22 protein-coding genes are annotated in these 22,214 nt (G+C 39.0%); 17 read left to right on the forward strand and 5 right to left on the reverse strand.

The annotated features are described in order from the left end of the window. The first annotated feature begins 41 nt into the window (after nt 1-41). From V7Q04_RS11550 to V7Q04_RS11590, 9 genes are all read left to right on the forward strand, one after another. Entirely contained in the window at nt 42-530 is a 489-nt protein-coding gene (locus V7Q04_RS11550; protein WP_333805280.1) for a 3-isopropylmalate dehydratase small subunit, read from the forward strand. Next, the gene (gene leuB, locus V7Q04_RS11555) at nt 527-1,600 is read left to right on the forward strand and encodes a 3-isopropylmalate dehydrogenase (protein WP_333805281.1); all 1,074 of its coding nucleotides are present in this window, start codon (nt 527-529) and stop codon (nt 1,598-1,600) included. The genes V7Q04_RS11550 and leuB overlap by 4 nt, the downstream gene beginning before the upstream one ends. Beyond that, nucleotides 1,597-1,845 carry a tetratricopeptide repeat protein gene (locus V7Q04_RS11560; protein ID WP_067176817.1) on the forward strand — a complete coding sequence of 83 codons (249 nt, stop codon included), beginning with the start codon at nt 1,597-1,599 and terminating at the stop codon, nt 1,843-1,845. The genes leuB and V7Q04_RS11560 overlap by 4 nt, the downstream gene beginning before the upstream one ends. Beyond that, nucleotides 1,836-2,240 (forward strand): CiaD-like domain-containing protein, encoded by a 405-nt coding sequence (locus tag V7Q04_RS11565; protein ID WP_333805283.1) that lies wholly within the window; start codon nt 1,836-1,838, stop codon nt 2,238-2,240. The genes V7Q04_RS11560 and V7Q04_RS11565 overlap by 10 nt, the downstream gene beginning before the upstream one ends. After that, nucleotides 2,237-3,370 (forward strand): CCA tRNA nucleotidyltransferase, encoded by a 1,134-nt coding sequence (locus tag V7Q04_RS11570; RefSeq protein WP_333805285.1) that lies wholly within the window; start codon nt 2,237-2,239, stop codon nt 3,368-3,370. The genes V7Q04_RS11565 and V7Q04_RS11570 overlap by 4 nt, the downstream gene beginning before the upstream one ends. Next, nucleotides 3,357-4,199 carry a formyltetrahydrofolate deformylase gene (purU, locus tag V7Q04_RS11575; RefSeq protein ID WP_333805286.1) on the forward strand — a complete coding sequence of 281 codons (843 nt, stop codon included), beginning with the start codon at nt 3,357-3,359 and terminating at the stop codon, nt 4,197-4,199. The genes V7Q04_RS11570 and purU overlap by 14 nt, the downstream gene beginning before the upstream one ends. Nucleotides 4,200-4,321: 122 nt before the next feature. Further along, the gene (locus V7Q04_RS11580; protein ID WP_333805371.1) at nt 4,322-4,792 is read left to right on the forward strand and encodes a tRNA (cytidine(34)-2'-O)-methyltransferase; all 471 of its coding nucleotides are present in this window, start codon (nt 4,322-4,324) and stop codon (nt 4,790-4,792) included. Continuing rightward, nucleotides 4,789-5,934, forward strand: coding sequence for an NAD(P)/FAD-dependent oxidoreductase (locus V7Q04_RS11585; protein ID WP_333805287.1), 1,146 nt, complete (start codon nt 4,789-4,791; stop codon nt 5,932-5,934). The genes V7Q04_RS11580 and V7Q04_RS11585 overlap by 4 nt, the downstream gene beginning before the upstream one ends. A 32-nt stretch (nt 5,935-5,966) precedes the next feature. Beyond that, the gene (locus V7Q04_RS11590) at nt 5,967-8,585 is read left to right on the forward strand and encodes a bifunctional diguanylate cyclase/phosphodiesterase (RefSeq protein WP_333805288.1); all 2,619 of its coding nucleotides are present in this window, start codon (nt 5,967-5,969) and stop codon (nt 8,583-8,585) included. On the opposite strand, the gene ppnP is transcribed toward V7Q04_RS11590, so the two are convergent. Then, nucleotides 8,545-8,856, reverse strand: coding sequence for a pyrimidine/purine nucleoside phosphorylase (gene ppnP, locus V7Q04_RS11595; protein WP_333805289.1), 312 nt, complete (start codon nt 8,854-8,856; stop codon nt 8,545-8,547). The two genes, V7Q04_RS11590 and ppnP, sit on opposite strands and share 41 nt — an antisense overlap. Before the next feature lie 118 nt (nt 8,857-8,974). Between ppnP and V7Q04_RS11600 the strand changes: the two genes are divergently transcribed. The 6 genes from V7Q04_RS11600 to V7Q04_RS11625 all read left to right on the forward strand — a co-directional run bounded on the left by V7Q04_RS11600 (nt 8,975) and on the right by V7Q04_RS11625 (nt 15,527). Next, complete coding sequence (locus V7Q04_RS11600; protein WP_333805372.1) at nt 8,975-9,622, forward strand: carbonic anhydrase; 648 nt, start codon at nt 8,975-8,977, stop codon at nt 9,620-9,622. After that, complete coding sequence (locus tag V7Q04_RS11605) at nt 9,619-10,551, forward strand: endonuclease/exonuclease/phosphatase family protein (RefSeq protein WP_333805291.1); 933 nt, start codon at nt 9,619-9,621, stop codon at nt 10,549-10,551. The genes V7Q04_RS11600 and V7Q04_RS11605 overlap by 4 nt, the downstream gene beginning before the upstream one ends. A 76-nt stretch (nt 10,552-10,627) precedes the next feature. After that, nucleotides 10,628-10,831: a phosphoribosylaminoimidazole synthetase gene (locus V7Q04_RS11610; RefSeq protein ID WP_333805293.1), complete on the forward strand. Its 204-nt coding sequence runs from the start codon at nt 10,628-10,630 to the stop codon at nt 10,829-10,831. An 89-nt stretch (nt 10,832-10,920) separates the two neighbouring features. Further along, nucleotides 10,921-12,972: a glycine--tRNA ligase subunit beta gene (glyS, locus tag V7Q04_RS11615; RefSeq protein ID WP_333805294.1), complete on the forward strand. Its 2,052-nt coding sequence runs from the start codon at nt 10,921-10,923 to the stop codon at nt 12,970-12,972. Between the two features lie 78 nt (nt 12,973-13,050). Beyond that, nucleotides 13,051-14,796 carry a molybdopterin-dependent oxidoreductase gene (locus V7Q04_RS11620; RefSeq protein WP_333805295.1) on the forward strand — a complete coding sequence of 582 codons (1,746 nt, stop codon included), beginning with the start codon at nt 13,051-13,053 and terminating at the stop codon, nt 14,794-14,796. After that, the gene (locus tag V7Q04_RS11625) at nt 14,793-15,527 is read left to right on the forward strand and encodes a hypothetical protein (RefSeq protein ID WP_333805296.1); all 735 of its coding nucleotides are present in this window, start codon (nt 14,793-14,795) and stop codon (nt 15,525-15,527) included. Before V7Q04_RS11620 ends, V7Q04_RS11625 begins: the two co-directional genes overlap by 4 nt. Before the next feature lies 1 nt (nt 15,528). Here V7Q04_RS11625 and V7Q04_RS11630 read toward each other — a convergent pair whose 3' ends face one another. After that, nucleotides 15,529-15,867 carry a P-II family nitrogen regulator gene (locus tag V7Q04_RS11630; protein WP_041958039.1) on the reverse strand — a complete coding sequence of 113 codons (339 nt, stop codon included), beginning with the start codon at nt 15,865-15,867 and terminating at the stop codon, nt 15,529-15,531. A gap of 12 nt (nt 15,868-15,879) precedes the next feature. Further along, nucleotides 15,880-17,205, reverse strand: a complete 1,326-nt coding sequence (locus V7Q04_RS11635; protein WP_333805297.1) for an ammonium transporter — start codon at nt 17,203-17,205, stop codon at nt 15,880-15,882. Nucleotides 17,206-17,384: 179 nt separating this feature from the next. Here V7Q04_RS11635 and V7Q04_RS11640 point away from each other — a divergent pair, with 179 nt between their 5' ends. After that, entirely contained in the window at nt 17,385-19,313 is a 1,929-nt protein-coding gene (locus tag V7Q04_RS11640; protein ID WP_333805298.1) for a sulfatase-like hydrolase/transferase, read from the forward strand. A gap of 4 nt (nt 19,314-19,317) precedes the next feature. Here V7Q04_RS11640 and V7Q04_RS11645 read toward each other — a convergent pair whose 3' ends face one another. Then, nucleotides 19,318-20,181: an EamA family transporter gene (locus tag V7Q04_RS11645; RefSeq protein ID WP_333805299.1), complete on the reverse strand. Its 864-nt coding sequence runs from the start codon at nt 20,179-20,181 to the stop codon at nt 19,318-19,320. Between the two features lie 12 nt (nt 20,182-20,193). Next, the gene (locus V7Q04_RS11650; protein ID WP_333805300.1) at nt 20,194-20,814 is read right to left on the reverse strand and encodes a LysE family translocator; all 621 of its coding nucleotides are present in this window, start codon (nt 20,812-20,814) and stop codon (nt 20,194-20,196) included. Nucleotides 20,815-21,017: 203 nt separating this feature from the next. Here V7Q04_RS11650 and V7Q04_RS11655 point away from each other — a divergent pair, with 203 nt between their 5' ends. Continuing rightward, nucleotides 21,018-22,199 carry a methyl-accepting chemotaxis protein gene (locus V7Q04_RS11655; protein ID WP_333805301.1) on the forward strand — a complete coding sequence of 394 codons (1,182 nt, stop codon included), beginning with the start codon at nt 21,018-21,020 and terminating at the stop codon, nt 22,197-22,199. Nucleotides 22,200-22,214: the final 15 nt, after the last annotated feature.

Below are 22,214 nucleotides of genomic sequence, written 5' to 3' on the forward strand. Positions count from 1 at the left end.
GGTAAAATTTTAAGAAATCAAGAGACCCCTAAGGATAATCAATGAGTACGATTAGCGGAAAAGTATGGTGTTTTGGCGATAACATCGACACCGATCTTATTATTGCGGCGAGGTATTTGAACACTTCTGATCCTAAAGAGCTTGCTAAACACGTCATGGAAGATGCAGACCCTGAGTTTGTGAGCAAAGTCAAAGCAGGTGACATCATCGTTGCTGGCGAAAATTTTGGCTGTGGTAGTAGTCGTGAACACGCTCCTATCGCGCTTAAAGCTGCGGGTGTGAGTGCGGTTGTTGCTAAAAGTTTTGCACGTATTTTTTACCGAAATGCGTTTAACACAGGACTTCCGATTTTTGAACTGGCTGAAACTGACACCATTAAAGAGGGCGATAGCATCGCTATTTCTATGGAAAGCGGTGAAGTTAAAAATGGTGCAACAACCTATAAATTTACTCCGATTCCTCCTTTCATGCAAGAGTTGCTTTCTTCTGGTGGACTTATGAATTACGCGAAAAAAGAGATAAATAAATGAAAAAAATCTACAATATAGCGGTTATTAGAGGCGATGGTATCGGTCCTGAGATCATTGATGAAGCGATAAAAGTACTTGATAGTATTTGTACAAAAGAAGATTTTGAACTTCGTTATGAAGATTACCTAATGGGTGGTGTGGCGTATGATTTTAAAGGCACGCCTCTTCCTGATGAGACTATTGAAGGCTGTTTAAAAGCCGATGCAGTTCTTTTTGGCGCCATTGGTGGGGCTAAATGGGACACGTTGCCTCGTGAATTTCGTCCTGAATCTGGGCTTTTAAAACTTCGTAAATCTTTAGGGCTTTTTGCAAACCTTCGCCCAACCTCTGTATTTGATGAGCTTTTAGACGCAAGTACCCTTAAACCTGAAGTGCTAAAAGGTGTTGATCTTTTTGTTGTTCGTGAGTTAACGGGAGGCATTTACTTTGGTGAACCTCGTGGTAATGACGGCTTCAAAGGTTACAACACGATGGTTTACACCAAGCCTGAGATTGAGCGTATCGCGCATGTTGCGTTTGAGTCTGCAATGAAACGTCGTAAAGAAGTCTGCTCTGTTGATAAAGCCAATGTTCTTGAAGTTTCACAGCTCTGGAGAGATACCGTTAATGAAATCGCAAAAGGTTACCCTGAAGTCAAACTAACCCACATGTATGTGGACAATGCTGCGATGCAACTCGTGCGCAATCCTCGACAATTTGATGTTATTTTAACGGGCAATATTTTTGGTGATATTTTAAGCGATGAAGCCAGTATGATCAGTGGATCTATCGGTCTTTTGCCGTCTGCTTCAATTGGTGGAAAAGTAGGGTTGTTTGAGCCAATTCATGGCTCTGCTCCAGACATTGCAGGGCAAGGCATCGCCAATCCATTAGCAACCATTTTGAGTGCTTCAATGATGCTTCGTTTTGCTCTTGGTGAGAGCAAAGCAGCGGATCGTATTGAAAATGCGATTAAGCAAGTACTGAAAGACGGTTACCGCACAAAAGATTTAGCCGATTTTGGAGCTAAAGAGGTGTGTTCAACCACTCAAATGGGCTCTATTATTGCGGATTATGCAGCTAAATTATGAAAACCCTTACATTAGCTTCGATCTATGAACTCCAAGGTCTCAAAAATGAGGCTTTGGAAATTTACAAAGAGTTACTTCGTGAAAATCCTGACAATAAAGAGGCAAAAATTGCCATCAAACGTCTTTCAGGTATTCGCAAGAAGTACCTTGGTGTAGACGAAGAGATGAAGAAGTTTTTTTTAAATATGAACTCAGAAGTGGAATTTTTAGAATTTGAAAGGTGGTTGGTAAAGCTATGGAATTAAAAGATATGATTCTCTCAACGCTCAAAGAGCTTGAAGAGGTAGTACCCAAGGAAGAACAGCAACAACAACAAACACTTCAACCACCACGTAAACGTGAATCTGAGGAAATTTCGTTTGAACCAGAGCCACTGTTAGAAATCACAGAAGAGATCAGTATGATCCAAGCATATGCTATGTCGCGAGAGAATGATGACGTAGAGGATGAGTCTTGTGTTGAGACTCAAAAACAATTTTACATGAACCTCAGGGAGCGTATTTTAGTGCTTTTTGAAGGATTTCAGTCGCCAAACAATAAAAATATCGAAGCTAAAATAGACCTGACACTTAATTTTTTAGAGTACCTTCTCGCGACCATTGATGAGCAGTTGGAGCACATGGACAATCTCAAAAAATGAAAATGAATTGCGTTTTACCTGCGCATTTTCAAAGTCAAGTGGAAGAGGCAATCGCTTTTTTAAAACCTTATACGAAGCGAGCCTATTTGGTGGGTGGAAGTGTGCGAGACCTCTGTTTATATGAGCCTTTGCATGATTTAGATATCGAAGTGTATGACATCGAATCTACGGCTTTTGAAGCCTTGATGCATCGTGTTGGTGCCGTGGGTGTTGGTAAAAGTTTTTTTGTGTATAAGCTTGGTAACATCGACTTTTCACTGCCTCGCGTTGAGCGTAAAAGCGGTGTTGGACATGCTGCATTTGAAGTACATCTTTGTCAAGATGAAAAAGAGGCATCAAAGCGTCGTGACTTTAGTATGAATGCGATGATGCTCAATATTTTTAATGGTGAATTGCTTGACTTTTGGGGTGGTAAAGAGGCAATTGCCGCTAAAAGAGTTTCCATCATTGATGAAAAAAGTTTTAAAGAAGATAGCTTAAGGGTGCTTCGAGCGGTACAATTTTGTGCGCGTCTTGGTTTTAAAATAGAGCCAAAAAGTTTATACGTGATGAAGGGCATTGCCCTTGATGACCTTAGTCGTCCTCGCATTTTATGGGAGTTTGAAAAGCTCTTTAATGCACCGTATTTGCACTATGGGCTTTTTTACATGTATGCATTGAACCTTTTTGAAAAATGTTTTACACATAAAGTCGAAGATCTTTTTTTTGAGATTGCCCGTGAATTGGTACGATATAAGCAAAATTTTCAAGAGGCACTTAAGCCTTACTATTTTGTTTATATCGTAGCCAATAGACTCAAATGTGAGCCTCTTGTTTGGCTAAGAATGCTTGATGCACCCAATCATTACTTGCAAACTTTTAAGTTGCAGCCTTTTTTTAAAGGAAAAATCAGTGATGAAATGCTGTTGCATGTAAGCTTAGACATGCCTCTGAGTGCATGGCTTGGACATTACCGTCAGGGAATTAAAGAGCGAGCACAAAAACTTGGTATTTGGGATGCGGTATTTACAGGAAATGTGAACGTACAAGATGTTATACGAGATGGCTTTGAAAAAGAAGCGATAAGAGATGAATTAAGACGAAGACGAATTGAAAAAATAGAACAGGTGTGTAAAAATGCAAGAGAATAAAAATTATATTTTAAAAATTGACTGCTCTGATGAAAAGGGCTTGATATACCGTATTGCGGATGTGGTTTTTAAGTACCAACTAAACATCATCAAAAATGATGAATTTGTTGATCGCGACAATGGTAAATTTTTCATGCGAGCGGAGCTCAGCGGTGAAGTGGAGATCAGTGCATTTAAGGGCACACTTGAAGCGATGTTGCCTGCTAATGCCGATATTTACGTGGCAGAAGCCCGTAAAAAAGACATTATTTTAATGGGTACGAAAGAGACGCATTGTTTGGGCGATATTTTACTCAAACATGACAGTGATGATCTTAATGCTAACATTTTAGCGATTGTCTCAAACTACGAGGATTTAAAAAGTTTAAGTGATAAATTCAACATTCCTTTTCACTGTGTAAGCCATGAGGGATTGAACCGAGCTGAACACGAAGCGAAAGTGTTGGAAGTTTTAAGTGCATATACGGTTGATTACATCATTTTGGCAAAATACATGCGTATTTTATCCAGTGAGTTTGTGGGACATTATGAAGAAAAAATGATCAATATTCACCATTCGTTCCTCCCAGCATTTATCGGTGCAAACCCTTACAAACAAGCATTTGCAAGGGGTGTTAAGATTATTGGCGCAACAGCACACTTTGTTAATAACAACCTTGATGAAGGTCCAATTATCGCTCAAGATGTTATTCATGTCAATCATGAAATGACATGGAAAGATATGCAGCGTGCGGGCAGAAATGTTGAGAAAAATGTTCTTTCAAATGCCCTTGATTTGGTCTTTGAAGAACGCATTTTTGTTCACGATAACAAGACAATTATCTTTTAAGACCATTTTGACACGCTTCTTGAGCAAAGCCCAAGAAGCTACGTTGCACTAGGCGCTGAAGCTTGCCTCGTATGAGGCAGAAAGAAGATCGTGGTAAGTTTTATTCATTTGGAGATTATTTTATGTTTAATATCGTTCTAGTTCACCCCCAAATCCCGCAAAATACAGGAAGTATCGGTCGTATGTGCGTCAATGCCGACTGTAAATTGCACATCATTAAACCAACCATGTTTGAGATCAGCGATAAGACCGTGAAGCGCGCGGGGCTTGATTATTGGCATTTGCTTGATGTAACGGTTTGGGAGAATTTAGAAGCCTTTTTAGAGGCGCATAAAGATAAAGTGGATCATTTCTTTTTTGCCACAACCAAAACGAAAAAGACCTATTTTGAGGCTTCTTTCAAACCTGGTGATTTTCTCTTTTTTGGTGGTGAATCCACAGGACTCCCTATGGATCTTATGCAACTTAAATGGGAAAATGCCATTACTATTCCAATGGGAAAACTTGGTCGAAGCCTCAATCAAGCCACTTCAGCAGGAATTATTCTCTACGATGCGATTCGTCAAAATTTTGAAAGCTTTGAGCAAGCTTGAAAATTCACGATATTCTTTTCATTGGAGCAGGCGCAAGTGCTCTTATGGCAGCTTCGCATCTTGAGGGGCATGACGTAGCCCTTGTTGATGTAAACCCTAAAATAGGCTCAAAACTGCTTATTTCAGGTGGTGGAAAATGCAATCTTACCAATCGTTTTGCCACGGCTCAAAACTATTTGGGCGATGAAGCTTTCATTGCTTCCATTCTCTCTTCCTTTGACGCTTCTGCCACACTCTCCTTTGTGAAAAAAAATAGACTTAGTTTAGAAGAGCGTGCGCATGGGCAAATTTTTTGTGCCAACAGCGCCAAAGAGTTGGTCTCCATTTTTGGAAGATTGACCTCATACTGCACGTTTTATCTCGGTACAAAAGTTTTGCATATAAAGAAAAATGACCACTTTTTTGTACGTACTGATAAAGGCGAGATTTTTGCGAAGAAAGTCGTTGTTGCAAGTGGAGGACTGAGTTATGCAAGCATTGGAGCGAGTGGCATTGGCTATGAAATTGCACAGCAATTTGGACATACACTGGTAACGCCTGCACCTGCTCTTGTAGGACTTACACTTCAAAAAGAGCAATTTTGGATGAAAGAACTGAGTGGTATTGCTTTACCAATTACGTTACAGGTAGAAGGAAAAAGTTTTAGTGAAAATTTACTTTTTGCTCACAAAGGCATTAGTGGTCCTGCTGTTTTAAGCGGGTCTTTGTATTGGAAAAAAGGCAATATAACGATAGACTTTTTACCGCACATTAAGAGCATCGAAGCACATTTTAAACAACAGAGTAAAAAACAGATTATTACAGCACTAGGACTGCCAAGACGGCTGATAAAAGCCTTTTTAGATTCTGTAGGCATCGAAGATAAAGTGCTCTCCAAACTGACTCCACAAGAATATAAAACAATTGCTACATTAAAAACATATACGTTTGCACCAGCAGGGAATTTTGGCTATACCAAAGCCGAAGTGACGCGTGGTGGCGTCTGTACAGAAGAGATCGATGTACTTAGTTGTGAGAGTAAAAAGTGTAAAAATCTCTATTTTATTGGTGAAGTGCTTGATGTTACGGGCGAACTTGGCGGGTTTAATTTCCAGTGGGCATTTGCATCAGCATATCACCTTGCCAAAGCAATCATTGTTTGATACAATAGAATATCTTAAGAAAAGGAGTGCGTGTGAATAAATTAGCTTTAGTGTCATTACGCAATCCAAAAATTGTTTTAGTTATTGTTTTTATGCTCTCTTTTTCCCTGCTTTCTTCTATTGTTTACAATCTTCATGCTTTAGAATCTGAAAAAGAGCGTGCAAAGGTCTATACGACTGCGGTTAATTATAGTTATGACATTAAATTTAATCTTGATCGAGCACTTTCTTCTACCTATACAATTCAAGCACTTCTTACGCAAAATGATGGTGGATTTATCCGTGATTTTGAAGAGATTGCAGAGGATATTTTGCCTTCTTATCCTGGCGTTATTGAACTAGCCATTGCACCTCAGGGTATCATTACGCAAGTAGCGCCTCAAAGTGGGAATGAAAAAGCACTCGGACTCAATCTGTTTGAGTTGAAAACTCAAAATAAAGAGTCTTTTTTAGCGCGTGATAGTGGTAAACTCACCCTTGCGGGTCCTTTGGAGCTTGTTCAAGGAGGTATTGGCTTGGTTGGACGTTTGCCTATTTTTGAAGACAGAGCCAATAAAGAGAGCTTTTTTGGATTTGCGATTGCTGTTATTCGAATTGCTGAAGTTTTTGATAATGTGAAACTTGCACAACTTGAAGAGAGTGGATTTTCCTATCAAGTGTGGCGCATTCATCCCGATACAAAAGAGAAGCATGTTATTTTGCAATCTTCTCATGTGCAACTCAGTGATCCTATCGAATATGCATTTGAAATACCTAATGGAACATGGACGATTACGCTTTCTCCTACAAAAGGTTGGGGAAGTCCCATGGTTTTTATGCTGTTTGAATTGATTGCTTTGGTGTTTGCTTTGATGCTAGCCTACATGTCTAAGCTGTTCATCGCACTAAAATTTACCAAAGTTGCACTTGAATCAAAAGTCATTCAAACAACAGGAGAAAAAAAACTGTTAGAACGCCAGTTTGAAGTACTTTTAGATGCTATCCCCGATCTTATTTGGCTCAAAGATCCTCATGGGATTTATCTTTTTTGCAATAAATCGTTTGAGCGATTCTTTGGAGCAAAAGAGCAAGAGATTGTCGGTAAGAGCGATTATGATTTTGTAGAAAAACAACTTGCAGATTTTTTCAGATCCCATGATATCAAAGCAATGGAAGCACAAAATCCTGTCAGCAATGAAGAAGAACTTCTTTTTAAAGAAGATGGTTACTATGGACTTTTTGAGACTATTAAAACACCTGTACATAATCACAATGGTGATATTTTAGGTGTTCTTGGTATTGCTCGTGATATTACAATGCGCAGAGAAAATGAAGCAAAAATTCAAAAATTAGAGTATTTTGATGCACTTACGGGATTACCGAACAAACTTCAGCTCCATCTTCGCGTTGAGCATGATCTTAGTATTGTTCAACGTCAAAATGAACAGTTGGCAGTACTTTTTATTGATTTTGACCACTTTAAAAATATCAACGATACTTTAGGGCATGCGATTGGTGATGAACTGTTAGTGAAAGTTTCTAAGCGCCTTAAACCGTTGCTTCGCCAAGTAGATACACTTTCACGCCAAGGTGGCGATGAATTTATTGTTATTTTACCGGCTGTCAGTGTTGATGATGCCGCACATATGGCGAAAAAATTTCTCCAAGCCATTGAACAGCCCATCCAACTACTTGATAATGAGCTTATTGTTACGGCATCTATTGGTATAGCGCTTTACCCAAATGATGGACAAGATATTGATACCCTGTTTAGATGTGCGGATGCTGCTATGTATTTAGCAAAGCAAAATGGACGAAATAATTATCGCTTTTTTACTTCAGAGATTCAAAGTAGATCAGCGCGCATTTTAAGCCTTGAAAATGCACTGCGATATGCGCATTCTAGGGGAGAGTTAAGCCTTCATTATCAACCGCAAATTTCACTCAGTGATGGCAAAATTATAGGCGTTGAAGCATTACTCCGTTGGCACCATCCCGAACTTGGAATGATCTCTCCTATAGAATTTATACCGATTGCAGAAGAGAGTGGGCAGATACTATTGATTGGCGAATGGGTGATGCGTACAGCTGTTACATGCATGAAGCAGTGGATAGAGAGAGGTTTTCCTACGATGCGTATGGCTGTTAATCTTTCAGCCGTTCAGTTTCATGATGCGCATCTCTCTCATCTTATCAGTACCATTCTTGATGACGTTCAACTTCCAGCGGAGTATTTGGAGATTGAACTGACTGAGAGTGTTACTGCTCAAAACCCTATTCATGCTATAGAGACGATGAATGAACTTTCTCAAAAAGGGATACGCCTTTCTATTGATGACTTTGGTACGGGGTACTCATCTTTGAGTTATTTGAAACGGTTTAAAGTTTATAAACTTAAAATCGATCAAAGCTTTATTCGTGACATCAATATTGATCCTGAGGATCGTGAAATTGTTAAGACGATCATTGCCTTGGGAAAAAGTTTAGGGTTCAAAACGATTGCTGAGGGTGTTGAAACCAAAGAGCAGTTGGACTTTTTAAAAGAGAATGGATGCGATGAAGCTCAAGGGTACTACTTTAGCAAGCCCTTGAACATCACCGATATTGAAGCGTTATTGCAAAATCCTGAAATTATTGTACAAAAGAACAACAGTAGTCTGCCATCGATGTAACATGTAAGGTAAAGCTTGAATTAGCAGGTACTTCAAATGTGGCAGAACCATGAATGACTAAAGGCTCTTTTTGGTTAGGAAGCTCAACAGTCAGTTCTCCACTAAAAAACTCCATAATTTCGGCTTTCCCTGTGTTAAAGGTGTAGTCTCCTACTTGCATAAAGCCGAGTGTTTTAGTTGATCCATCTTCAAATGTAAGCGTGTAGCTGACCACTTTGCCATCAAAGTAAACGTTTGCTTTTTTCTTGGCCGTAACATTTTTAAATTCCATTTTTTCCCTCTTGTTCAAATAAAATATAGCCATAATTATAGTTACTTTGTGCTTGTAATTTCTTTTTCATGCAGATTCACTATAATTACCCATCTAAAATTCAAAAGGGTGCTGGATGATGAAGATAGCCGAGCTTATCAGCGGATACGAAAAGTTTAAAGATACCAAATTTAAAAAATATGAAAACAAATTTTTGGATCTTGTCAAAAATGGTCAACATCCAAAGGTTTTATTTATCGCCTGTAGTGATTCAAGGGTTGACCCTTCGTTGATCACCAATTCTGCCCCAGGAGAGCTTTTTGTACTGCGAAACATTGGTAACTTTGTTCCTCCTTTCGCCCCAGACAATGACTTTCATGCAACAGCGGCGGGTATTGAGTATGCTGTTTCGGTTTTGGGCGTAACGGACATCATCATCTGTGGGCATTCACACTGTGGTGCTATTGAGACTATGTACACAAAAATCACTGACATTAACTTGGTGCATGTTAAGAAGTGGCTAGAACTGGGTATGGATGCTAAAAACTATGTCACTCAAAAGTTGATTAGTCAAGATGTAACGCAGCCTGAAAGGTTGGAGTTGACCGAGAAAATTTCACTGCTATTTCAATCTAAAAATCTTTTAACCTATCCTGATGTGGAGCGTCGTGTTCATGCGGGAGATCTTTTTATAAGGTCATGGTACTATCACTTAGAAACAGGAGAACTTGAGTACTTCAATACCGAATCAGGCGAATTTGAGCCAATGTTAGGAAGTGAGAATTGATTCGTTGGGTTCTGCTTTTTATTCCTCTTCTTCTGAGTGCATTAGAGTTTAAAGTGGCAACTTATAATGTCGAGAATCTTTTTGATGTCCAAAAAGAGGGCGGAGAGTACGAAGAGTATGTGCCCAATAATAAACACGGTTGGAATGAAGCAATGTTGCAAATAAAAATTGCACATATTGCCCGTGTCATTGCTGATATAGATGCCGATGTTATCGCTTTAGAAGAAGTGGAGAACAAAGCTGTTCTTAAACAACTCAACGTAGCATTGGGCAATAAAGCGTATCCGTATCTGTTTTATCCCAATAAAAAAGAACGTGTGACGATTGAAACAGCGCTTCTTTCTCGTTTCCCGATAGACAAGGCATCAACGATTGCCATTAAAGATCAACCGCGAGGGATTCATCGCATTACGCTAAAAATTAAGAATCAGAGCTTGGATGTCTATATCAACCATTGGCCTGCTCAAAAAGAAAAAGAAGAAGAGCGGTTGATGTATGCTACAACACTGCATAATATACTTTTAAAAGAAGAGGGTAAAGAATATATACTTTTAGGAGATTTTAACTCTCCCTATCAGGTTCAAAAAGACTGGGGGTTAGCCTTAGTCACGATCCTAAAAGCGGGAGACAAAAGTGCTTCATTGTATAACCTTTGGTATGACTTGCCTCAAGATAAGCGCTATTCTCATAGTTATGGAAAACAAAAGGCGGCGCTAGACCACATTATTATCCCTAAAACACTGAGTGATGGCAAAGGCATAGAGTATAACCCTTCGTCCCTAACCGTCTTCACACGTCCTTATATGCTTGATGACAAGAGTGATCCTAAGCGCTGGCAAATCAGCGATAGAGGCAGAGGTGTACATCAAGGTGATGGCTATTCCGATCATTTTCCGATAACTGCACTTTTCCATACGGTCAATGATTAAGTCTCAAATATAACATCATTTTAAGCCCTTTACTTTTATAGTTAACAATTATATTAATCATAACAAAGGACTCAAAATGATCTGTGCTGAAAAACTTCAACGTTTGCTGATGGCAGTTGTTTTATTTATTGCATGTTGTTTGATGACGTCAGGTTCTGTGTATGGCACAATTTTACTAGGCTTTGTCATCGCTATGACTCTCATTTGGGCAATTACCGATTTTTGTCCTTCTATTTGGTTTTTCACCAAGTTGTTTGGACACTGTAAAAGTAGCCGTTAGTACCGCAAAAATCCTTTGCATGTAAAAGCACGATTTAACCTCTGTTTAGCTAAAATAGAGCTAAATTATTTACATGTAAAGGTCAATCAATGATCAAACCCCTTTTGATAGAAATAGGCGTCGAAGAACTTCCTGCGATCCCTTTTTTGAAAGAACTTCCCAATATTGAAACATTATGGCTTGATATTTTAGAGAAAAATGCCCTCGCGTGTGAGTTTGAATTTTACTATACACCACGTCGTTTAGTTCTTTGGCATAAAGCATTCCCCATTGCACAAGCAGAGCGTGAAGAGGAATTTTTTGGCGCACCTTTAAGTGTTGCACTCAAAGATGGAGAACCAACGCCTGCGGCACTTGGTTTTGCAAAAAAATGTGGTGTTGATTTTTCTCAAGTTTCACAAACTCTAAAAGATGGTAAAGAAGTACTTTACTATAAAAAAACCATTGCGGGTTCTGAGTCAAAATTGCTCCTTAAAGAGATGATCGAAAGTTTTATCAAGGGTCTTAATTTTGGAAAGTCCATGCGTTGGGGCTTTTTAGAAGAGAGCTTTATTCGTCCTATTCGTTGGTTTGGCTGTATGTTGGGCGATGAGCATGTTCCTTTCTCTCTTTTTGGCATCGAATCCACACCTTTTTCATACCCGCACAGAACCATTTCGTATGAGCCATTTGCCTATATGTTTGCAGGTGATTATTTTGATAGATTGGCTGAGCGTGGCGTTGTGTTGTACCCAAGCAAACGTCAAGAGATTATTTTAAATGATTTTAAAGCGATTGAGCAAAAAGAGGGTATTCACATCGAAATTGATGCAGACCTTTTAGCGGAAGTTGTTGCCATAACTGAGTATCCAAAAGCACTTATTGGTAGTTTTGAAGAGCGATTTTTGCGTTTACCTCCTGAAGTTATCATCACTTCCATGAAAGAGAACCAACGTTACTTCCCTGTTTTTAAAGAGGGTAAACTGACCAATCGTTTTATTGTGGTTTCGAATGCAATTAGCGATGATTATGATTTGATTGTAAGAGGAAATGAGAAAGTACTCCGTGCACGTTTAAGCGATGCACTTTTCTTCCTAGACAATGACCTTAAACATGGACTTAGCTATGAAAAACTAAAAGACATCACGTATCTTGATGGACTCGGTTCGTTACTGGATAAAGAGCTTCGTGAAAAAGAGATTGCGACGTATTTAACCAGCAAATACCAACCAACACTCCTTGCTCAAAACAGTCGCCTTAATGCTTCAAGTTTACAAGCACTCATGGACAAATCAGTCATGTACAGTAAAAGTGATCTTTTAAGTGAGATGGTTTATGAATTTACGGAGCTTCAAGGTTTGATGGGTTACTACTACGCAAATGCTGCTGGCGAAGATGAACTTTTTGCATTAGCGTTGAAAGAACAGTACCTTCCAAATTCTGAAGAGAGTGCATTGCCAAGCACACTTTTTAGTGCGATTCCAGCCCTTGCCTATAAACTTGATTCTCTTATTGCACTTTTCAGCATCGATAAAATTCCAACAGGCAATAAAGACCCTTATGCGCTTCGTCGTGCCGTAAATGGTATTGTCAAAATTGTTCTTGACCAAGGCATTGTTTTTGACATTCATAAAGACCTCAAAGCATTAAGTGCATCGTATAAAGCGTTTGATTTTACTATTTTAGAGACATTCTTTTTAGAGCGAATGTATCAGTTCTTTGATGTGAATCCTTCTATTATTACAGCTGTTATTAACAGTGGTGAACGTGAAATTGTGAAACTGTCACAAAAGATCAAAGCACTCTCCAGTATCGTTCAAGATGATGGTTTTAAAGAGATGTTCTCGACGTTTAAGCGTGTTGCAAACATTATCAAAAATATGGATGTCAAAGCGCAAATGCCAATCGATGAAAAACTCTTTGACAATAACTACGAAAATGAACTTTACGCTGCTTTTAAAGCTACTACAGCTAAAACCTATAACTCTTTTGAAGAAAATTTAGATGCACTGTTTTCACTTAAACCACAAATCGATGCCTTTTTTGACAACGTGATGGTTAATACCGAAGATTTAAGTGTAAGAGCTAATCGTCAAAACCTTATTGCTTCGGTTTATAATGCCTTTAAATCGATTGCGGATATTAAAGAAATTAGTATTTAACTGCTTCAAGGAGATATTCTATAAAAGTATCTCCTTCCTTTATTTTTATATATCAAACTCTATTATGAGGGGGTTTTGATGCGTTTTACTACCTGTCCGCTGGATTGTTTTGATGGATGCAGCATTGCTGTCAGTAAAGATTTAAAGCTTAAAGGCAATAAATCCCACCCCATTACACAAGGTTATCTCTGTCACCATCTCAACCACTACCATACATTTGAACGTATTGAAGAGCCACGTTATTTGGGGCAAAGTGTCACAATGGAAGATGCTTTAAAGATTTTGGAAGAGAAGTTAAAAACATATGAGCCTTCTCAAACGCTTTATTTTAAAGGGAGTGGAAATCTTGGAGTTATGCAAAGCTCACCAAAGATGTTTTTTGCACAACATAAAGCTACGCTTGCTTCTGGATCATTGTGTGATGAGGCGGGTGATGCTGGTGTATGTGAGAGTAGAGGAGCAAATCTGTGTTTATCTCCTTTGCATGTCAAAGAGTCTGAAGTTGTCATCTTATGGGGGCGAAATCCAACGGTAACCAATTCGCATATGCTTCCTTCCCTCAAAGGTAAAACACTTATTGTTATTGATCCTGTAAAAATTGACCTTGCCTTTCATGCGGCACTCCATATTCAGATCAAACCACGCGGTGATCTTTACCTTGCTCTTTTACTGTGTCGTTTGGTTGCTATGGAAGAGATGGAAGATCAGATTTTTTTAAAAGAACGAACGCTTAATGCTAAAGATTTTTTAGACTTTATTAGTGGTATTCCGATGCGAAAACTCCTTGATAAATCGCAGGTCAATCTTGATGAAGTGGGTGAATTACTTCGTTTAATCAAAGGGAAAAAAGTCTCTATTTTAGTAGGCATTGGTGTTCAAAAGTACAGCTTTGGACATAGTGTTCTACGCGCTATTGATGCCTTAGGTGCTATGCTTGGGCTCTTTGGAAAAGTAGGTTGTGGAGTAGGGTATCTTTCCAACAGTGGTTTTGGTTTTGATGCTCCCTTTAAAGTCAAAGCTAAAACGGAGCCTTTACCTATTGCCAATTTTGGTAAATATGATCTTGTGTTTATTCAAGGTGGAAACCCTCTCAATCAAATGCCTTGCACCTCAAGAGTCAAAGAAGGTCTTGATAAAGCAAAGTGTGTGGTTTATTTTGGGTTACATGAAAATGAGACATCTGCAAAGGCACATTTGGTTATACCTGCCAAAAACTTTTTAGAAAAAGAAGATTTAAAACTCAGCTACGGGCATCCTTTTATAGGGCGTATGCCAAAATTGGTTGAGAGTAAAATCGGTATGAGTGAGTATGCGCTCTCTCAAGCGTTATTGGCTACTTTCGGGTACGAGCCTTTGGCAAGTGAAGAGCATATCATAGAAAATATTATTGCATCCAATAGTGTTGAAAAAGAAGGATTTTTAATCTCCAAAACATACGAAGATTTACCGTATGAGAAGACATTTTATACCAAGAGTGGCAAGTTTGAGTTTTTAGACGAATTTGACGATGATTTTGATGACGACGAAGAATTCTTTCTGATTGCTGCCAAACAAAACAAGTCACTTAATTCACAGTTTGTCACCGATGATTACCTTTATGTTCCTCTCTCTTTGGGTTTTGAACAAGAAGATCGTGTCAGACTTACCAATCGTTACGGAAGTTCAGAGTATTCAGTCATGCCATCTGATAAGCTTCGCGATGATTGTTTACTGCTCTACAGTGGCGCTAAAAATGCCAATAGACTCACTCCCCATTTGATGAGCCAAGAGGGAAATAGTGCAGTGTATCAAGAGATGAAAGTGAAATTGGAAAAAATCAAATGACCGATACTGAAATTCTACTCGATGATGCTCTTTTACTCGTGGAGCAAAATTTTTACTTTTTACATATGGGAGAGTTTTTAGGAAAACTTTCTAAAACAGAAGACTTGAATGATCGTAGTTTGTTTGTGGTCAAAAAATATGAAAATGATAAAGCCTACTACTTCAATGCGGAGATCATTCAAGAGCTTCTCATCAATACACGTCAAACGAAAAAAGAGGAGATTTCACTTTTTGAGTATTTTGTAGAGTTCAACGCTTTTCGTGGTATTTGTATGGCAACCGTTGAGAGTCTTCGATTTGAGAGCCCTTTTAAAATCTTTATGCAAAAACTTTTTGCTGACCAGTACGAGAATTTTTTTGACATTGTTTCTTTTGTGCGTAATGTTCTCTCTCACAATATTCATTCAGAGATCCGTCTCAGTGAGAAAGATTACGATGGGACATTAAAGCGCATTCGTCGTATGGGACGAAATGCAGATATGAGTTTTGCTTTTCAATATTCACGCAATCTCCCAGAACTGGGTGCTCCTAATGATGCGTATATCTTTACGTGTAAGATTGATTTTGAAAAGCTCGAAGAAGGAATGCCTTTTTTAGAGATACTCTCCATGTGGGATCTTTTGATGCTCAGTGAGCTTTGTTTTAATTTGGTAATGACCTATCGAATGAAAGAAGAAAAAGCGTTAGAAGAAGAGGAAACGTGGGCAGATTTTTATTCTGCCCACAGTTAAATTAAACAGCTTCGTTATCAAGCTCACCGGTCCTGATACGAACACTTTTCTCGATAGCGGAAACAAAAATCTTTCCGTCACCGATTTTGCCAGTGCGTGCACTTTTGACGATAACGTCAATGACTTTGTCAACGAGTTCGTCAACAACAACCACTTCGATTTTAATTTTTGGTAAGAAGTCAACGACATACTCAGCGCCTCTGTAAAGCTCTGAGTGTCCTTGTTGTCTACCATAACCTTTTACTTCACTGACGGTCATACCTGTGATGTCAAGTTCCGCTAAAGCGTCTTTTACGTCTTCAAGTTTGAATGGTTTGATAATTGATTCGATTTTTTTCATTTTAGATCCTTATTATCTTAAGTTGAAGGCTTTTTCGCCGTGTTCTACTTCATCCAAACCTTGTGACTCTGCATCCGCGCTTACTCTTGCACCACCTGTTAGGACAGAAGCAATTTTAAAGACAATCGCTGTAGCGATCGCTGTATAGACGATAGTTACAATGATACCTTCGATTTGAATCATTACTTGATCAGCGTTACCGTAGAGTAAACCTTTACCAAGCTCGTTAACTTCTGGGTTTGCAAAAATACCTGTTGCAAGTGCACCCCAGATACCAGCAACACCGTGAATTCCAAATGCATCGAGTGAGTCATCGTATTTTAGCGCTTTTTTAAGACCATTTACACCGTAGAATGCGATGATACCAGCAACCGCACCAATGATAAGTGAAGCACCTGTGTCAACAAAACCTGCCGCTGGAGTGATCGCAACAAGACCCGCAACGATACCAGAAGCGATACCAAGCAATGTAAACTTTTTGTATGTGATGTACTCAATTGTCATCCAAGCAAGCGCTGCAACAGCTGCTGCTGTATTGGTTACAAGGAATGCACTCGCCGCAATACCATCAGCTCCTAATTCACTACCAGCGTTGAATCCAAACCAACCGAACCATAACATACTCGCACCTAGTACTGTAAGCGTTACAGATGAAGGGAACATTGCTTTACCAAAATCTGCACGTTTGCCAAGCATAAGCGCTACCACTAAGCCTGCAACACCTGCATTGATGTGAACAACTGTACCACCCGCAAAGTCAAGAACGCCAAGTTTTGATAAAAATCCACCGCCCCATACCCAGTGAGCAATAGGAGCATAAACCGCCAGAATCCAAATAGCCGCAAAGACGATCCATGTTGAAAACTTCAATCTCTCGATGATTGCACCGCTTGCAAGTGCCACCGTAATGCCCGCAAAGGTCATTTGGAATGCCACAAAAAGAAGCACAGGAATGCTACCTGTTGCCCAAAGGTCTGTGACCTTAATGCCACTTAGGAAGAGACTATCAAAACCGATAACACCACCGATATCTGTACCAAATGCCAAGGTGTAACCAGCGATTACCCAAACAACGGCTGCTACGATGTAACCCATAACACTCATAGCAATGGTGTTAAGTAAGTTTTTAGAGCGAGACATGCCGCCGTAAAAGAGTGCCAAACCTGCTGGTGTCATTAACATAACGAGTGCAGTAGCTGTTAAAACCCACGCTGTGTTACCAACGTCAAGAGTTAAAACCTTTTCTGCGACGTCTGCCGCTTCTGGAGCTGCTTCTTCCGCAGCCCACAATGCTGATACAGGCAACAATGTTGCGAGAGAAAGTAGTTTACTTCTCATGAAATCCTCCTAAAATGTTGAACTGATGAAATTGTATCACTTGTGCGATTTTAATATGTCCACTCAACTGATTAAAAATTAATCAGTTTGGAAAAATAACAAATTTCTCTACAAATTTTTAACAACAAGATATAATACCATCCTAAAATCAAAGAGGATTCAAAACAACAATGAATAACATGCTATGGTTATCCGCAGTACTTTTTTTAATCGCATTATTTACTTCTAAAAATCGTACACGTACACAAAAGAGTGCGCTTATAGGTGCTGTATGTATTTTTACTTATATGATTATCAGTGCTTTTTATATTGTCTCCAATTATTTTACAGGAGAAGGCATTAACGATGCTGTTATCTTTCATCTTCGCTATGGATTGGAAGGTTCAGGGTTTGGTGATTATTATTTAATCATTGCAGCTGGCGTAGGACTTTTTATAGCGAGTTTAGCGCTTTCAATTTTCTATTATCGTTTAGTGAAAAATGATGTTTTTGAACACCATCATAAACTAAAACATGCTATCTCTGTTGCAGCGCTCATGCTCTCATTGGTTTTACATCCAACCGTTCGTTTTGGATTTGACAATACGCTTAAGGCTTTAGGTTTTGAAAACCCTCTAAGCCTTCAGTACAGTTTTAGTGATTATTACCAAGAACCCTCTTTAACATCTACGAGTGATGAGCACCCTAACTTGGTCTATATTTTTGCAGAAAGCTTTGAAGATACCTATTTTGATGAGAAAATTTTTCCTTCACTCGTAACGGCATTGCGTCCTATTCGAGAACAAAGCACGTCTTTCACACAGATAAAACAAGCCCAAGGAACGAGCTGGACGATAGCAGGAATGACTTCTGTGATATGTGGTCTTCCCTTAGTCACACCATCTACCGATGCCCATTCTGCTCAAGGTAACTCTATGTCAAAAATGAGTACCTTTTACTCCGGTGCTGTGTGTATGAGTGATATGCTTCATAAAGAAGGCTATAAACTGATTTATCGTAGCGGTTCTCCTTTAGAATTTGCAGGGGTCGATAAACTCTACAAAACCCATCAATTCGATGATGTTAAGGGAATAAAAGAGCTTAAACCATTGCTTCAAAACCCAAGTTATCAAACACCATGGGGCTTGTATGATGATACCTTATTTGACATTGCGATGAACGACTTTAAAAAAGCTTCTAAAAGCAAACAAAAATTCGCGATGTTTCTCTCCACTATGGACACACACCATCCTTATGGTCATGTCTCAAAAAGTTGTAAAGCGCAACAGTATAAAGATGGAAGCAACTCTATGCTCAATGCTGTTATCTGTTCGGATGAACTCATTGCGAAGTTTATTAAGCAGATTGGAGAATCTCCGTATGGTAAAAATACGATTATCGTTGTAGGCTCAGACCACCTTGCTATGCACAATATGGCGATTGATGACCTTATGAAGGGTGAGCGCCGCAATCAATTTATGATTATCGATCCAAGGGCAACGAGTGGTCAAAAAGTGGAAAAAGTAGGGACAACACTGGATATCGGTGCAACACTATTGCCATTTTTAGGCTATAACGCACAGTTAGGACTCAGTCGCAATCTTTTAGGAGAAGACATCTCATTAAAAGCGACATTTGACAATTTTGATCAAATTTTGAGTGCATGGACGAAAGAGATTGGTCGCTTTTGGGAATTCCCCAAAATAGAGCAAGATGTGGTACTAAACAGCAACAAAAATAATCTCAAAATAGGCTCAACACTGTATAAATTTCCAATACTTCTACGTTTAAGTGAAAATTTGGAAGTCAGCCCTTTCTTTGAAGTAAAAATCAAATTTTTTGAGACAGCTAAACTGTTTGGTTACTTGCATGACTATCATGCCAATGATGCGTTTTTGTGGGTTGATAAATGTTCACGCATAACAGCATTATCGTCTGAAAACAATACCTCTTTCAAAAGTAAATATTGCTTTTCGTATGGCAAGCTAGGTGGTGACATCACGATGGGCCCTTTAGATACTGATAAAACACTCAGTGTTGAGACATTAAATCAAACCCTGACTCTTCCCTATGAAGATGACAAAGCAATGCTTAGAAGAGAAAATTTGACGAAGATTCAAGAGAAGTAAAGATTTACTTTCGGATACGATCTCCGTAAAGATTAATCACCAATCCTGAGACAATTAAAAAAGCGGCGAGGAGTTTCCAGCCAGGAAGCGCTTCGCCCACTAAAATAGCGGATGAAGAGAAGCCAAAAACAGGTACAAGCAGTGTAAATGGCGCTACGGTGGTTGCAGGGTATCGGCTCAGTAAGAAACTCCAAATAGCAAAACCAAAAAGTGTGACAGGATAAACCAAGTAAGCAATAGAGCTAATGCTAAGCCATGAGAGCGTGATGAAGGTTTGTACATTCCACATATGCGACTCCAAGGTAAATGAAAGAGCGAGTAGAAAAGGAAGAGAAAGTAAGCTTCCCCACACAACAAGGCTGAGCATATCAACATGCCCAATGCGTTTAGAAACAAGATTACCTATTGCCCATGAAAGCGCTGCACACTCGACTAAAAAAAGCCCGAAAAGATTGACATCGCCTCCTGTATGAAACCCTACAAAAACGATGCCAGAAAAAGCCACACTCGCTCCAACTGTTTTGGCAAAGGTCATCTTCTCTTTGAAAAAAATGACCGCTAAAATGGCGGTAAAAAAGACTTGTGTTTGCAGACTTAAAGAGGCGATTCCAGAGCTAACACCCACATACATTCCTGAAAATAAAAATGAAAAATCAAGTACAAACATACTCAAGGAATAGAAAAAAAGCATTTTCCATGAAGTATTGGGGCGTTTAAGAAAAAATACCGCGGGAAAAGCGGCAAAAAAGAAACGTAAAAATGTAAGCATCAGTGGAGGAATTTCTTTGAGTGCAACTTGAATCACTACAAAATTAATTCCCCAAATGGCGACAACACTGAGCGCAAGCAAAATATATTTTACAGGCATATAACAGACCTTTTAATGATTGCTAATCGCAAGTTTAACACCAAAGACAATGAGTGCTATACCTGCTAGGCGAGTAGCAACTCTACGAGCGAAGGGAAAAGCTTTGAGTTTGTGTGCAACGGTATTGCCTAAAAGGACTAAAAGGGTTTGATAGACAAGGCTTATAAGGCTTACATGTACTATCATCGCGATCAGCGTAGAAGTTGTTGCATCGGGACGTAAAAAAAGGGGGAAAAACGCTACAAAAAAGAGCATGACTTTAGGATTTGTGATACTTACAAAAAAAGCTTGCCTAAAATAGACCCATGCGGATCTTTTGGGTTCTTCTTGATTCTGTTGTGAAGAAAATTTTGTGCGTACTAAACTGATGCCAAGCCATATAAGATAGGCGGCACCGAAGTATTGTAAAAGTTCAAAAAGAAAAGGATTTTGTTGCATAAGTGCTGCAAGTCCTGCAAGGGCTGCTATCATAAACACAAAATCACCTAAGAGTGTTCCAAAAACTGCTCCAAGTCCTGCTTTCAGACCATTACGTGCCGTAGCATTTAAAATGGCAATGGTTCCAGCCCCAGGGATCAGTTGAAAGACAAAAATAGCTACAATAAAGCTATAATAGTTTTGAATGTCAAACATAGGCACTCCTTGATTAAGAATGGGTTTATTATACTCCGATTGTAAAAAAGGGATTGCTTAAATTTAGTCCTTTTTTTGTCATACATTTTTCTTATAATGTACAAACAAAGCGATACTTTATGCAGAATGAAATAGAATGTTAGCGCTGTAAAAAAGCGTTTTTACGTGATCTTATCAAGATTATAGAGGGTAAGGGGAAGTACATGAGCGTTAATCTACTGTTAATTGGTGCAAATGATGCAACAACTGAGGAGCTGGTCTCATTGGTAGATGCAACACTTTCGAAAAGCGCTGTTTATCAAAAAGCTACTTTAAGCAACTATCAAAATTATGATCCTACCAAGTATGATTTAATTGTCTGTTTTGCCAATCGCTATGATGAAATGGTGAAAAAATATGGCAAAGAAAAGGTTATTTCTGTCGAGTTTGTACCACCTACCGATTTTTTTGTGGCAGTCAGTCGTATTCCTGCGGGTGAAAAAGTTGCGATTTTTAACAACAGTACTTCTGGTGCTAATGTTCTTTTGAAATTTTTGAAATTTTACAGACTCGATCATGTAAGCTATCGTGTTGTACCGTTTGATGAGTGTAGCGATAATGAAACAAGGGAAGCCTTGGGTGAATCTCCGTATATTATCGGTACCGATGGATACGTTTCATCGGGTAAAACACTTTACACAAAATACAGTAGCTATTTACGTCCTGATGTCACCGTTATGCCAAGTCCTCCTCGTACTGCTACGGCTGAGAGTGTCAGTGGTTTAGCGCAAATTGTAACGGCGATTAATAGTGATAAAGCGCTCCAAGAAGCGCGCAATATCTCTAAAAAATTGGCAGAACAAACCAAAGAAATTTCACTTATAACTCAAAATGCTTCTAAATCTATCGAAGATACTGCCAATACAATTGTCATTGTAAATACGAAGCTTGCCGCCGAAGTTCAAAATGTTCAAGTAACCAATACAATGGCACAAGAGTTGACTGAGGCAGTGGATCAAATCGGTAATATTACTACTGCAATAAAATATATTGCCAGTGAAACCAACCTTTTAGCACTGAATGCAACGATTGAAGCAGCGCGCGCTGGGGAACATGGACGTGGCTTTGCCGTTGTGGCAAGTGAAGTACGTAAGCTCTCAGATCAAAGTAATAAATCAACGGATAACATTCGCCTTTCCATCATGGATGTTCAAAAAGTGGTTGATCAAATCGTGCCTGCTTTGCAACGTACGGTTGATGAAATTATTAAAACACAGTCTGAAGTAGAACGCATAAGTATTGCGGCACAAGAAGAGAGTCGCGCTATGAATGAGATTATTAAAAAACTTAATGTGATTGTTGATGTCTCAGAAGCACTGAATGTCGCGGAGAACAGTCACTCTTAATCCAAAAAGAAGAGA

Source organism: Sulfurospirillum sp. (genome assembly GCF_036802865.1).
Lineage (GTDB): Bacteria > Campylobacterota > Campylobacteria > Campylobacterales > Sulfurospirillaceae > Sulfurospirillum.

Bases quoted from the DNA above. Each gene is read 5' to 3' on its own strand.
- V7Q04_RS11550 (WP_333805280.1), top strand. From the start codon at position 42: ATGAGTACGATTAGCGGAAAAGTATGGTGTTTTGGCGATAACATCGAC.
- leuB (WP_333805281.1), top strand. From the start codon at position 527: ATGAAAAAAATCTACAATATAGCGGTTATTAGAGGCGATGGTATCGGT.
- V7Q04_RS11560 (WP_067176817.1), top strand. From the start codon at position 1,597: ATGAAAACCCTTACATTAGCTTCGATCTATGAACTCCAAGGTCTCAAA.
- V7Q04_RS11565 (WP_333805283.1), top strand. From the start codon at position 1,836: ATGGAATTAAAAGATATGATTCTCTCAACGCTCAAAGAGCTTGAAGAG.
- V7Q04_RS11570 (WP_333805285.1), top strand. From the start codon at position 2,237: ATGAAAATGAATTGCGTTTTACCTGCGCATTTTCAAAGTCAAGTGGAA.
- purU (WP_333805286.1), top strand. From the start codon at position 3,357: ATGCAAGAGAATAAAAATTATATTTTAAAAATTGACTGCTCTGATGAA.
- V7Q04_RS11580 (WP_333805371.1), top strand. From the start codon at position 4,322: ATGTTTAATATCGTTCTAGTTCACCCCCAAATCCCGCAAAATACAGGA.
- ppnP (WP_333805289.1), bottom strand. From the start codon at position 8,856: ATGGAATTTAAAAATGTTACGGCCAAGAAAAAAGCAAACGTTTACTTT.
- V7Q04_RS11600 (WP_333805372.1), top strand. From the start codon at position 8,975: ATGAAGATAGCCGAGCTTATCAGCGGATACGAAAAGTTTAAAGATACC.
- V7Q04_RS11610 (WP_333805293.1), top strand. From the start codon at position 10,628: ATGATCTGTGCTGAAAAACTTCAACGTTTGCTGATGGCAGTTGTTTTA.
- glyS (WP_333805294.1), top strand. From the start codon at position 10,921: ATGATCAAACCCCTTTTGATAGAAATAGGCGTCGAAGAACTTCCTGCG.
- V7Q04_RS11620 (WP_333805295.1), top strand. From the start codon at position 13,051: ATGCGTTTTACTACCTGTCCGCTGGATTGTTTTGATGGATGCAGCATT.
- V7Q04_RS11625 (WP_333805296.1), top strand. From the start codon at position 14,793: ATGACCGATACTGAAATTCTACTCGATGATGCTCTTTTACTCGTGGAG.
- V7Q04_RS11630 (WP_041958039.1), bottom strand. From the start codon at position 15,867: ATGAAAAAAATCGAATCAATTATCAAACCATTCAAACTTGAAGACGTA.
- V7Q04_RS11635 (WP_333805297.1), bottom strand. From the start codon at position 17,205: ATGAGAAGTAAACTACTTTCTCTCGCAACATTGTTGCCTGTATCAGCA.
- V7Q04_RS11640 (WP_333805298.1), top strand. From the start codon at position 17,385: ATGCTATGGTTATCCGCAGTACTTTTTTTAATCGCATTATTTACTTCT.
- V7Q04_RS11645 (WP_333805299.1), bottom strand. From the start codon at position 20,181: ATGCCTGTAAAATATATTTTGCTTGCGCTCAGTGTTGTCGCCATTTGG.
- V7Q04_RS11650 (WP_333805300.1), bottom strand. From the start codon at position 20,814: ATGTTTGACATTCAAAACTATTATAGCTTTATTGTAGCTATTTTTGTC.
- V7Q04_RS11655 (WP_333805301.1), top strand. From the start codon at position 21,018: ATGAGCGTTAATCTACTGTTAATTGGTGCAAATGATGCAACAACTGAG.